Genomic DNA, 11,128 nt, shown 5'->3' on the forward strand with positions numbered 1-11,128 from the left:
CGGGCGCGGGCTCAGTCGCCGGCCCCGGTCAGCTCCGCGCGCAGCCGGGCCAGCTGCGCCGGCCACGCGTGGCCGCCGTCCGCCTCGGCCCACAGCTCGGCCAGCTCGGAGTCCGGCGCGAGCACCCGGTCCAGGGCGTGCACCGCGAGCACGGCGAGCCGGCGCGGCGGCTCGGGGACCGTCAGCTCCGGGCCGTACGCGGAACCGGCGGGGCAGCCGCTGCGGGCGCGGGCGGCGGCTATCAGGGCCGCGGCGGCCACCGCCATCTCCCCTTCCGGGCGCTCCAGGTAGTCCCGTTCGGCGGCGGCGGTCGACAGCACGCCCCGTATCGCGCCGAGCCGCCGGTCGGCCGGCATGGCGGCCAGGTCGTCCAGCAGATCCGCCGCCCCGTCGTTGTCGAACGGCCCCATGCCCCGCGCCCCCATCAGCTTTCGCCCCTCACTCGTCACCGCCCCAACACGCCCGCACCACCACCGGGCCGATTGCATCGTGACACCTGCCACTGACAATCGGCCCGACGGCGGAGCGGGAATCGCGCGGACGCGGCTCAGCGGTGCGCGGACGTGCTGCCGCTGCCCGCCGCGACCGGTTCACGAGCGGAGTCCGGCCCGGCGTCCTGCTGCTGCGTACGACGGCGGCGCGGCAGCAGGACGGCGACCAGCACCGTGCCCGCGCCGAGCACCACCGCGCCGACCAGGCTGGTGTGCGCCACCGCGTCGGAGAACGCCCCGCGCACCGCGTCCGCGACCGCCTGGGCCTGCTGGAGGCCGAGCGCCTGCGCCTTCTCCGGGCCGGCCTTGGGCGCGGCACCGCTCGCCACCTGCTTGCCGACCTCTTTGGCCACCGCGAGCCCGGCGCCCACCGAGTCCTGGGCGGTGGACAGGGCACTGCCCGGCAGCTTCGGGCCGCCGTGCGCCGCGGCCGACGCCGCCGCGTCGGACAGCTTGGAGGAGTAGGTGCTCGCCAGGACCGAACCCAGGATGGCGATGCCGAGCGAGCCGCCCAGCTCGATGGAGGTGTCGTTGACCGCGCCGCCGACGCCGAGCTGGTCCTCGGGGAAGGCGCCCATGATGGCGTCCGTGCACGGCGACAGGGACAGGCCGATGGCCAGGCCCAGGACGATCAGCGGGGCGAGGAAGTCCCCGTACGACGAACCGGCGTCCACGCGGGTGAGCAGGGCGAGGGCGGCCGTGCCGCCGACCATGCCGGTGGTGACGGTGACCTTCATGCCGAGGCGCGGCGTCAGGAAGCCGGTCAGCGCGGCGCCCACGAAGACCGCGCCGGCCAGCGGCAGCATCCGTATGCCGGTGTCCAGGGGCGAGTACCCCAGCACGAACTGGAGGTGCTGGGTCAGGTAGTAGAACGCGCCGAAGACGGCGAGGAAGAAGAGCGCCACGGCCAAGTTGGCGCCCGCGAAGCCGCGGTGGGCGAAGCGGCGTACGTCCAGGACCGGGCGCGGGTGGCGCAGCTCCCAGACGACGAACAGGACCAGGCCGACACCGGCGGCCACCGCGGCGCCGATGGCGCGGGCGTCCCAGCCGAAGTGCGGACCCTGGATGAGCATGTAGATCAGCGAGCCGACCCAGACGACGGACAGCAGACCGCCGACGTAGTCGAGGCGATCGCTGTGGCCCGCCTTGGAGGCCGGGACGACCAGCAGCGCGCCGACGATGCCGAGCGCCGCGACCGGCACGTTGATCAGGAAGGACGAGGCCCAGCCGTGGTCCTCCAGGAGCGCGCCGGCGACCAGCGGGCCGACCGCGATGGCGAGCCCGGCGGTGGCGGTCCAGATGGTGATGGCCAGCGCGCGTTCGCCGCGCGGGAAGGTGGCGGCCAGCAGCGACAGCGTCGCGGGCATGATCATGGCCGCGCCCACGCCCATCACGGCGCGCGCCGCGATCACCCCGCCGGAGCTGTCCACCAGGGCGCCCGCGACCGAGCCGCCCGCGAACACCAGCAGGCCGAGGAGCAGCGCCCCGCGGCGGCTGTACTTGTCGCCGACGGCGCCGAGCATCAGCATCAGCGCGGCGTACGGGACGGTGTAGGCGTCGATCACCCACTGCAGGTCGGAGCTGCTCAGGCCCAGGTCGGCGGTCATGTCGGGGGCCGCGACGGTGAGCGAGGTGTTCGCCATCACGATGATCAGCAGGCTCAGGCACAGCACGCCCAGGGCCCACCAGCGCTTCGGGTAGGGCCGGTCCGTGTCCTGGACCGGCCGGGTCTGCGGAGGAGGCACCCGGTTCACCCTGACTCTCCAAACGATCTCGACGGCACGCACATCCGCGCACAAAATCTTGCACACACATGTGCAATTACACAACAGTGTGCAATTTACGTCGCTGCACAGCCGTGTGCAAAATGAGGGAGGAGCGGGACCGTGACCGCACGCGTCCGCCGACCGAGGAGCCGCCGCGCCATGACCGCACCGACCAGCCGGGCCCACGCCAACCGCCGCCGGATCATGGACATCGCACTGGCCGAACTGCTGCGGCACCCGGACGCGACCATGGACCAGATCGCCCGGGCCGCGGGAGTGGTGCGACGCACCGTCTACGGGCACTTCCCGAGCCGGGAGGCGCTGATCACCGCGCTGACGGACGCCGCCGTGGACGATGTGACGACCGCCTTCGCCGACGGCACGGCCGACCCGTCCGAGCCCGCCGACGTGGCCCTGGCACGTGCCACGCTCGCCACATGGGAATGCGCCGACCGCTACCGCCTGCTGGTCTCGCTCGCCCAGTCCAGCGTCACCGACGCGGGCATCCGCGCCCGTCTGGAACCCGTACGGCGCCGCGCGACGGCCATCCTGACACGCGGCCTGGAGGCGGGCCTGTTCCGCTCACCGCTCACCCCCGGCGCCCTGGCCCACGTCCACGAACACATGCTGTTCGGGCTGATGCAGGCGGTCAACGACGGCGACCTCCCCGCCGAATCCGCCGGCCAGGCAGCAGCCGAAACAGTCCTGGCAGCCTCAGGCGTACCGTCCGACCGCACGACCGAGGCGGTACGGGTGGCGGAGGAGACGCGGGTGGCGAGGGCGGCCGGGGCCAAGGACTGACGAACGGAGCGCCGGAACGCGAACGGGCCCTGTGGGCGCGCGGAGGCCGCGCGCCCACAGGGCCCGATTCCCGGGTTCAGACCTTCGCCGGTTCCTTGCTGCCGTTCGCGTTCTGTTCCGGCACGTCGGGCGCCGGGTCGTGCCCGTCCGCACTCAGCGTTCGCTCGTCGAACGGCAGGCGGCCGGCGAGGACTTCGGCGGCGCGGGGCTTGTCGATCTCCTTGGTCCAGGTGCCGACCAGGACCGTGGCCACCGCGTTGCCCGCGAAGTTGGTGAGGGCGCGGGCCTCGCTCATGAAGCGGTCGATGCCGACGATCAGGCCGACGCCGTCGACCAGTTCGGGGCGGTGCGACTGGAGGCCGCCCGCCAGTGTCGCCAGGCCGGCGCCGGTGACGCCCGCCGCGCCCTTGGAGGCGATGGTCATGAAGACGAGCAGCGAGACCTGCTGGCCGATCGAGAGCGGGCTGCCCATCGCCTCCGCGATGAACAGCGAGGACATCGTCAGGTAGATGGCGGTGCCGTCGAGGTTGAAGCTGTAGCCGGTCGGCACGGTGATGCCGACCACCGGCCGGCTGACGCCCAGGTGCTCCATCTTCGCGATCAGCCGCGGCAGCGCGGACTCGGAGGAGGAGGTGGACAGGATCAGCAGGAACTCCCGGCCGAGGTACTTCAGCAGGGCGAAGATGTTCACGCCGGCGATCAGGCGCAGCAGTGTGCCGAGGACGACGAGCACGAACAGCAGGCAGGTCACGTAGAAGCCGACCATGATGACGGCGAGCGACTTCAGCGCGTCCACGCCGGTCGCGCCGACCACCGCGGCCATCGCGCCGAACGCGCCCACCGGAGCGGCCCACATGATCATGGACAGAACGCGGAAGACCAGGCGCTGGAGGTGCCCGATGCCCCGCAGCACCGGCTCGCCGGAGGCGCCCATCGCCTGGAGGCCGAAGCCGACCAGCAGCGCCACCAGCAGCGTCTGGAGCACCTCGCCGTGGGTGAGCGCCGAGACCAGCGTCTCCGGGATGATGCCCAGCAGGAAGTCCGTGGTCGACTCGGCGCCGCCTTTCGTCTGGGCCTGTCCGGCGTGCCGCAGCGACTCGGTCAGATGCAGGCCGGAGCCGGGCTCCAGTACGTTGCCCACCACCAGGCCGATGGCCAGCGCGACCGTGGACATCACCATGAAGTAGCCCAGCGCCAGGCCGCCGACCGCGCCGACCTTGGCGGCCTTGCGGACCGAGCCGACGCCCAGCACGATCGTGCAGAAGATCACCGGCGAGATCATCATCTTGATCAGGTTCACGAAGCCGGTGCCCAGCGGCTTGAGTCCGACGGCGAAGCCGGGGGCGGCGAAGCCCACGGCGATGCCGGCGAGCACGGCGGCGATGACGGCGATGTAGAGGTAGTGCGTCCGGTCCCGCTTGCGCTGCGGTGCGGTCTCCTCGGTCGTCCCCCCGGACGGTGGGGTCTGTGCGGCCACGGCTGACTCCTCGGGTCTTCGGTTCTGCGCCGGTCTGCGGCTCTGCAACCCGTACGCGGCCCGTGCCGGTGCCGGTACGCGGCCCGTACGCAGAACAGTCCCGGTGACTATGCACGCCGTTGTGGCGCCCGTCACCCTTGCGTGCATTTCGTTCACGCATAAATGAGCGGGCAGACTGGCGCGCATGCGAAGTTCCCGCCGTGGGGGTCCGCCGCGTACCGCGCGCGGCGCCGTCGGCCTGCCCCGTCCGCGCGTGCGGTGGCCGCGCAGCCTGGCCGGGCAGCTGTTCGCGGTGCAGGCGGCGCTGGTCGGCGTGGTGGTGGCGGGGTGCTTGGTCTTCGCGTACGCCGGTGCCGGGCGGCAGGCGCAGGAGACCGCGCGGCGGCAGACGACGGCGGTGGCCACCGCGGTCGCCGACGCGCCGGCGGTGGCGCGGGCGGTGCGTTCGGCCGACCCGACGGCCGAGCTCCAGCCGTACACCGAACGGCTGCGGCGGGACGCCGGGGTCGACTTCATTGTGGTCATGGACACGGCAGGAAAGCGGTGGACGCACCCCCAGCCGTCCGCCATCGGCCGCACCTACCTCGGACAGCGGGCGCAGGCGCTGGCCGGCCGGACCTTCACCGAGACCCACCCCGGCCGGCTCGGCCGGTCCGTGCGGGTCATCACGCCGGTCCGGGACCGGGAGCACGGCGGGCGCATCGTCGCCCTGGTCAGCTGCGGCATCACCGTCGAGACGATCAGTGACGGGCTGCGGCGGGAGATGGTGACGCTGGCCGCCGTCGCGGCCGGTGCGCTCCTCCTGGGCGGCCTCGGTACGTACCTGGTCAACGCGCGCCTGCGGCGGCACACCCACGGCATGAACGCCACCGAGCTGAGCCGGCTGCACGACTACCACGAGGCGGCGCTGCACGCGGTGCGCGAGGGACTGCTGATGCTGGACGGGGAGCGGCGGGTGGCGCTCGTCAACGACGCGGCGCGCGAGCTGCTCGGGCTGCGCGGGGACCCGGTCGGCCGGCCCGCCGCCGGGCTGGGCCTGCCGCCCGGCCTCACCGCCGCCCTGCTCTCGCCCGCCCCGCACACCGACGAACTCCACCTCACCGACGACCGGGTCCTGGTCGTCAACACCTCGCCGGTCTCCGGCGGCGAGCGGCGCGGCACGGTCGTCACGCTGCGCGATCACACGGAACTCCAGGCGCTCACCGGCGAGCTGGACTCCGTACGCGGCGTCACCCGAGCGCTGCGTTCCCAGGCGCACGAGGCCGCCAACCGGCTGCACACCGTGGTCTCCCTCGTCGAGCTGGGCCGTACGGAGGAGGCCGTGGAGTTCGCCACCGCCGAGCTGGAGCTGGCGCAGGCCCTCACCGACCAGGTCGTCGGCGCGGTCGCCGAGCCGGTCCTGGCCGCCCTCCTGCTCGGCAAGGCCGCCCAGGCCAACGAACACGGCGTCGAGCTGGTCCTCACCCCGGACAGCCGCATCGACGACGGCGTGCTGCCGGCCGCCCTGCCGCCGCGCGACCTGGTCACGGTCCTCGGCAACCTCCTGGACAACGCGATCGAGGCGGCCCCGGAAGGCGCCCGCGTGCGGGTCACCGCGCTGGCCGACGGCGGCGAGCTGCTGCTGCGGGTGGCGGACAGCGGCGCCGGGTTCCGGGAAGTGCCGGACGCCGAGGACGTGTTCCGGTGGGGGTGGAGCACGAAGGAGGGCGCGGGCCGGGGGCTCGGACTGGCGCTCGTACGGCAGGCCGTGCGCCGGCACGGCGGGACCGTACGGGTGAATCCGGCGCCCGAAGGCGGCGCCGAGTTCACGGTGCGCCTGCCGCTGCGGACGGCGGACCGGGCGGAGGCCACGGCGGGTACGGACGGCACGGCGGTCGCGGGCTGCACGGCCGGGACGGACGCCACGGCCAGGCCAGGCGGCACCGGATGAGCGGCCCGCACCCCGACGCCGGACCCCCGCCGCTGCGGGTGCTGGTCGTCGAGGACGACCCCGTGGCGGCGGACGCCCACGCGCTCTACGTGGGCCGGGTGCCCGGCTTCACCGTGTCCGGGACCGTGCGGTCCGTCGCCGGCGCCCGCCGGCACCTGGACCGGCACGCCGTCGACCTGCTCCTGCTGGATCTCTTCCTGCCGGACGGCCACGGCCTGGCGTTCGTCCGGTCGCTGCGCGCGGCCGGGCACGCCGCCGACGTCATCGCCGTCACCTCGGCCCGGGACCTGGCCGTCGTCCGGGAGGGCGTCTCGCTCGGCGTCGTGCAGTACGTGCTCAAGCCGTTCACCTTCGCCACCCTGCGCGACCGTCTGCTGCGGTACGCCGCCTTCCGCGCCGCCGCCGGCGAGGCGAGCGGCCAGGACGAGGTGGACCGGGCCATCGCGGCCCTCCGCTCGCCGCAGCCCGCCGCGCTGCCCAAGGGCCTGACCGCGGCGACCCTGCGCCTGGTGACCGACGCGCTGCGCGCCGCCCCCGGCGGGCTCAGTGCCGCCGCGGCCGCCGAGGAGACCGGCATCTCCCGTATCACCGCCCGCCGTTACCTCGAACACCTCGTCGAGACGGCCCGCGCCGCCCGCGCCCCGCAGTACGGACAGGTGGGCCGTCCCGAATTGCGGTACCGCTGGACGGGGCATTGACCTCCCCTTACCCCTGACTTACGGTCACCGGGCAGCCAGCCGTGGCTAGTTGGAGGTCATGCCGTGCGCCGCACCGCTCCGATGGCTCTGCTCACCGCCGCCGTGCTGGCCGCAGGCACGCTCACCGCCTGCGGCGGCTCCGGAGGCGACCGGAACACCCTGAAGGTCGCCTTCCCCAAGGACACCAACAACAAGGTGACGGTCCGCGACGACTACGTCGAGATGGTGGCCCGCGCCTTCGAGAAGGCCAACCCCGGCAAGAAGGTCGAGCTGGTCCCGATCCAGGCGTCCGAGAACGACTACTACGCCAAGATCCAGCAGATGATGCGTTCCCCGAAGACCGCCCCCGACCTGGTCTACGAGGACACCTTCCTCATCAACTCCGACATCGCGGCCGGGCTGCTGCGCCCGCTGGACCCCTACCTCGCCGAGTGGCCGGACTGGAAGCAGTTCCAGCCGGCCGCGCGGGCCGCCGCCCGGGCGCAGGACGGCCGGACGTACGGCGTGCCGGACGGCACGGACACCCGCGGCCTGTGGTTCAACAAGAAGATCTTCAAGAAGGCGGGGCTGCCGCTGGACTGGCAGCCGAAGACCTGGGACGAGGTGCTGGCCGCCGCCCGCACCATCAAGCGGAAGGTCCCCGGCGTCATCCCGCTGAACGTCTTCACCGGCAAGGGCGCGGGCGAGGCCGCCGTGATGCAGGGCTTCGCGATGCTGCTGTACGGCACCGGCAAGGACCAGCTCTACGACCCGGCGACGAAGAAGTGGGTCACCGGGACCAAGGGCTTCCGGGACAGCCTGGAGTTCCTGCGCACCGTGTACGGGGAGAAGCTGGGCCCCGACGTGGCCGACGCGCTCAGCCCCAACATCCAGACCAACGTCGCCACCGAGCTGATGCCGGAGGAGAAGCTGGCGATCGACCTGGACGGCTCCTGGCTGGGCCAGCAGTGGCAGCCCAAGGGCGGCGGGAAGCCGTGGCCCGAGTGGCGGACGGTGCTGGGCCGGGCGGCGTTCCCCACCCAGCACGGCGCGGCGCCGGGCAAAGTGAGCCTGGCGGGCGGGTGGACCTGGTCCGTGCCGCGGCAGTCGCAGCATCCGGACCTCGCCTGGAAGCTGATCGAGACGCTCCAGACGAAGCGCAACGCGGTCGAGTGGTGCGTGCGCGGCGCGCAGATCGCGGTACGCAAGGACGTGGCCGCCGACCCCGCGTACCTGAAGTCCCTGCCCGGCATCGGCTTCTTCACCGATCTGGTGGAGGTCAGCCGGTACCGGCCCGCGCTGCCCGTCTACCCCAAGGTGTCGGCGGCGATCGGTGAGGCGATGGAGGCGGTCACCTCCGGTACCGCGTCGCCCGAGCAGGCCGCCGACGCCTACGACGAGCAGCTGAAGTCCCTCGTCGACGGCCAGGTCGTCGCCAAGCCATGAGCCGCGCCGCCACGACGACCGCGTACGGCACGGCGGGCCGCGGCGCCCGGTCCCGCCGCCGGGCCCTGCTGCGCTGGTCACCGCTCGCGCCCGCGACCGTACTGCTGCTGCTCTTCCTCGCCGGGCCGATCGGCTACTGCGTCTACATCGCCTTCACCGACATGCAGCTGACCGGGCAGGAGACCACCTCGTTCGTGGGCCTGGAGAACTTCCGGTACGCGTTCGGCGACCCGGCCTTCCTGAACGCGGTGGTCCTGACGCTGGTCTTCACCCTGATCTCGTCGGTCCTGGGACAGAACACGCTGGGGCTGGCGCTCGCCGGGCTGATGCGGCGCGCCTCGAAGACCGTGCGCGCCGTCACCGGCGCGGTCGTCATCACCGCCTGGGTCCTGCCGGAGATCGTCGCGGGCTTCCTGCTCTACACGTTCTTCGAGCGCCGCGGCACGCTGAACGCGATCCTGGACCTGCTCCATCTGCCCACGCGGAACTGGCTGTTCACGCTGCCAATCCTGGCGGTGTCGTTCGCCAACGTCTGGCGGGGCACGGCCTTCTCGATGCTGATCTATTCGGCCGCGCTCTCCGAGATCCCCCAGGAGGTCACCGAGTCCGCCGAGGTGGACGGCGCGAGCGGCCGGCAGCGGCTGTGGCACATCACGCTGCCCATGATCCGCCGCTCCATCGGCACCAATCTGATGCTCAACACCCTCCAGACCCTCTCCGTCTTCGGGCTGATCTGGGCCATGACGCGCGGCGGCCCCGGCAGCCGGAGCCAGACGCTGCCGGTGTTCATGTACGACCAGGCGTTCCTGAAGTCGCTGATCGGATACGGCACGGCCGTCGCCCTGCTGCTGCTCGTGGTGGGCGCCCTGTTTTCCGCCGTCTACCTGCGCCTGCTGCGCGAGGAGGTGTGACGCGGTGCCCGTACCGGCCGCCCGGCCCCTGCTGTCCCGCCGCGCCCGGCGCCGCCTCGCGGCCGACGCGGCGCTGCTCGTCGTCGCCGTCGCGTTCGCGGTGCCGCTCGCCTGGCTGGTGCTCTCCTCGCTCGACACCGCGGCGACGCTGCGCGTACGGGTGCCGCAGGCGCCGTCGCTGGAGAACTTCTCGGCGGTCCTGACGGACGAGATCACCTTCACCCCGATGCTCAACAGCCTGGTGCTGTGCGGCAGCGCGACCGCCGTGACGGTGGCCTGCGCGGCCCTGGCGGCCTATCCGCTGTCCCGCTACCGCTCCCGGTTCAGCCGCCCGTACCTGCTGACCCTCCTGTTCTCCACCTGTCTGCCGATCACCGCGATCATGGTCCCGGTCTACGCGCTGTACGTCCGGGTCAACCTGATCGACACCGTCCACGGCACCGCGCTCTTCCTCGCCACCGCCCAGCTCCCTTTCGCCGTCTGGCTGATGAAGAACTTCATGGACGGCATCCCCCGGGCCCTGGAGGAGGCCGCCTGGACCGACGGCGCCTCGTGGTTCCAGACGCTGTGGCGGGTGATCCTGCCGCTGATGGGGCCGGGCGTCACGGTGGTGACGATCTACACCTTCGCCATCATGTGGGGCAACTTCTTCGTCCCGTTCCTGCTGCTCCTGTCGCCCGACCAACTGCCCGCTTCCGTCAGCGTGTTCACGTTCTTCGGCAACTACGGCGCCATCGCCTTCGGCCAGCTGGCGGCGTTCTCGGTCCTGTACTCGACGCCGGTCGTCCTGCTGTACGTGCTGATCTCGCGCCGGCTGGGCGGCGGGTTCGCGCTGGGCGGCGCGGTCAAGGGCTGAGCGGTACCGCGGCCGGCCACCCATCCGCCCTCCCGAGGAGGACCCGTGAGACCGGGACCCATCGCCGTGCTCCGTTCCCTGGCCGCCCTGGCCACCGCCGCGCTGACCGCCCTGGCCGCCGCGCCTCCGGCCGCCGCCGCCCCGGACCGCAGCGCCGCCCCGGCCGCGGTCCGCGGCGGCGCCGTCCTGTACAGCGCGTCGGGCCGCTGCACCGTCGGCTTCAACGCCACCAAGGGCGGCACGTACTACGCCCTCATGGAAGGCCGCTGTGCGGGCGGCGCCAAGGACTGGTACGCCGACGTGGCCCGGACCGTGCACGTCGGCGTGACCGAGGCGCTGCGCTTCCCCGGTGACGACTACGCCGTGATCCGCTACACCAACCCGGCCGTCTCCTACCCCGGCGAGATCGACCTCGGCGGTGGCCGTTTCCTGGACATCACCGGCGCGGCGCAGCCCATCGTGGGCCGGTCGGTGTGCCTGGCAGGCACCACGACCGGGCAGCAGTGCGGCCGGGTCCAGGCCGTGAACGTGAGCGTCGACTACCCCGAGGGCACGGTGTACGGGGTCGCCCGGACCACGGCCTGTGCCGAGCCGGGCACGGCGGCGGGCGGCCCGGCCTTCTCCGGCGGGACCGCGATCGGCCTCCTCATGGGCGGCAGCGGTTCCTGCGCGACCGGCGGCACCTCGTACCTCCAGCCGGTCGTCCCGGCGTTGCAGACGTTCGGCCTCACCCTCCACTGAGCGGCGCGCCCCGCGTCCGCCCCCACGGGCGC

General features: G+C 73.0%; 10 protein-coding genes. 7 read left to right on the top strand and 3 right to left on the bottom strand.

Features of this window, described 5'->3' with window-relative positions; genetic code table 11:
* Positions 1-11 precede the first annotated feature (11 nt).
* Both ACH4FX_RS28215 and ACH4FX_RS28220 read right to left on the bottom strand, forming a co-directional pair.
* Entirely contained in the window at positions 12-410 is a 399-nt protein-coding gene (locus tag ACH4FX_RS28215) for a DUF4259 domain-containing protein (protein ID WP_398483566.1), read from the bottom strand.
* A 137-nt stretch (positions 411-547) separates the two neighbouring features.
* The gene (locus tag ACH4FX_RS28220; protein ID WP_398483568.1) at positions 548-2,236 is read right to left on the bottom strand and encodes an MFS transporter; all 1,689 of its coding nucleotides are present in this window, start codon (positions 2,234-2,236) and stop codon (positions 548-550) included.
* Positions 2,237-2,416: 180 nt separating this feature from the next.
* Between ACH4FX_RS28220 and ACH4FX_RS28225 the strand changes: the two genes are divergently transcribed.
* The gene (locus ACH4FX_RS28225; protein ID WP_398483570.1) at positions 2,417-3,058 is read left to right on the top strand and encodes a TetR/AcrR family transcriptional regulator; all 642 of its coding nucleotides are present in this window, start codon (positions 2,417-2,419) and stop codon (positions 3,056-3,058) included.
* A gap of 76 nt (positions 3,059-3,134) precedes the next feature.
* Here ACH4FX_RS28225 and ACH4FX_RS28230 read toward each other — a convergent pair whose 3' ends face one another.
* Positions 3,135-4,535, bottom strand: coding sequence for a cation:dicarboxylate symporter family transporter (locus ACH4FX_RS28230; protein ID WP_398483572.1), 1,401 nt, complete (start codon positions 4,533-4,535; stop codon positions 3,135-3,137).
* A gap of 184 nt (positions 4,536-4,719) precedes the next feature.
* On the opposite strand from ACH4FX_RS28230, the gene ACH4FX_RS28235 reads away from it, so the two are divergent.
* The 6 genes from ACH4FX_RS28235 to ACH4FX_RS28260 all read left to right on the top strand — a co-directional run bounded on the left by ACH4FX_RS28235 (position 4,720) and on the right by ACH4FX_RS28260 (position 11,096).
* Positions 4,720-6,465, top strand: coding sequence for an ATP-binding protein (locus tag ACH4FX_RS28235; protein WP_398483574.1), 1,746 nt, complete (start codon positions 4,720-4,722; stop codon positions 6,463-6,465).
* Positions 6,462-7,163 carry a response regulator gene (locus ACH4FX_RS28240; protein ID WP_398483576.1) on the top strand — a complete coding sequence of 234 codons (702 nt, stop codon included), beginning with the start codon at positions 6,462-6,464 and terminating at the stop codon, positions 7,161-7,163. The genes ACH4FX_RS28235 and ACH4FX_RS28240 overlap by 4 nt, the downstream gene beginning before the upstream one ends.
* Before the next feature lie 63 nt (positions 7,164-7,226).
* On the top strand, positions 7,227-8,588 hold the full coding sequence (locus ACH4FX_RS28245) for an ABC transporter substrate-binding protein (protein WP_398483578.1): 1,362 nt from the start codon (positions 7,227-7,229) through the stop codon (positions 8,586-8,588).
* Entirely contained in the window at positions 8,585-9,499 is a 915-nt protein-coding gene (locus tag ACH4FX_RS28250) for a carbohydrate ABC transporter permease (RefSeq protein WP_398483580.1), read from the top strand. The genes ACH4FX_RS28245 and ACH4FX_RS28250 overlap by 4 nt, the downstream gene beginning before the upstream one ends.
* Positions 9,500-9,503: 4 nt before the next feature.
* Positions 9,504-10,355, top strand: a complete 852-nt coding sequence (locus tag ACH4FX_RS28255) for a carbohydrate ABC transporter permease (protein WP_398483582.1) — start codon at positions 9,504-9,506, stop codon at positions 10,353-10,355.
* A gap of 45 nt (positions 10,356-10,400) precedes the next feature.
* Positions 10,401-11,096: a S1 family peptidase gene (locus ACH4FX_RS28260; protein WP_398483583.1), complete on the top strand. Its 696-nt coding sequence runs from the start codon at positions 10,401-10,403 to the stop codon at positions 11,094-11,096.
* Positions 11,097-11,128 lie beyond the last annotated feature (32 nt).

The sequence above is a fragment of the Streptomyces sp. NPDC018019 genome, assembly GCF_044327805.1.
Classification (GTDB): Bacteria; Actinomycetota; Actinomycetes; order Streptomycetales; family Streptomycetaceae; genus Streptomyces.

Bases quoted from the DNA above. Each gene is read 5' to 3' on its own strand.
- ACH4FX_RS28235 (WP_398483574.1), top strand. From the start codon at position 4,720: ATGCGAAGTTCCCGCCGTGGGGGTCCGCCGCGTACCGCGCGCGGCGCC.
- ACH4FX_RS28225 (WP_398483570.1), top strand. From the start codon at position 2,417: ATGACCGCACCGACCAGCCGGGCCCACGCCAACCGCCGCCGGATCATG.
- ACH4FX_RS28215 (WP_398483566.1), bottom strand. From the start codon at position 410: ATGGGGCCGTTCGACAACGACGGGGCGGCGGATCTGCTGGACGACCTG.
- ACH4FX_RS28240 (WP_398483576.1), top strand. From the start codon at position 6,462: ATGAGCGGCCCGCACCCCGACGCCGGACCCCCGCCGCTGCGGGTGCTG.
- ACH4FX_RS28250 (WP_398483580.1), top strand. From the start codon at position 8,585: ATGAGCCGCGCCGCCACGACGACCGCGTACGGCACGGCGGGCCGCGGC.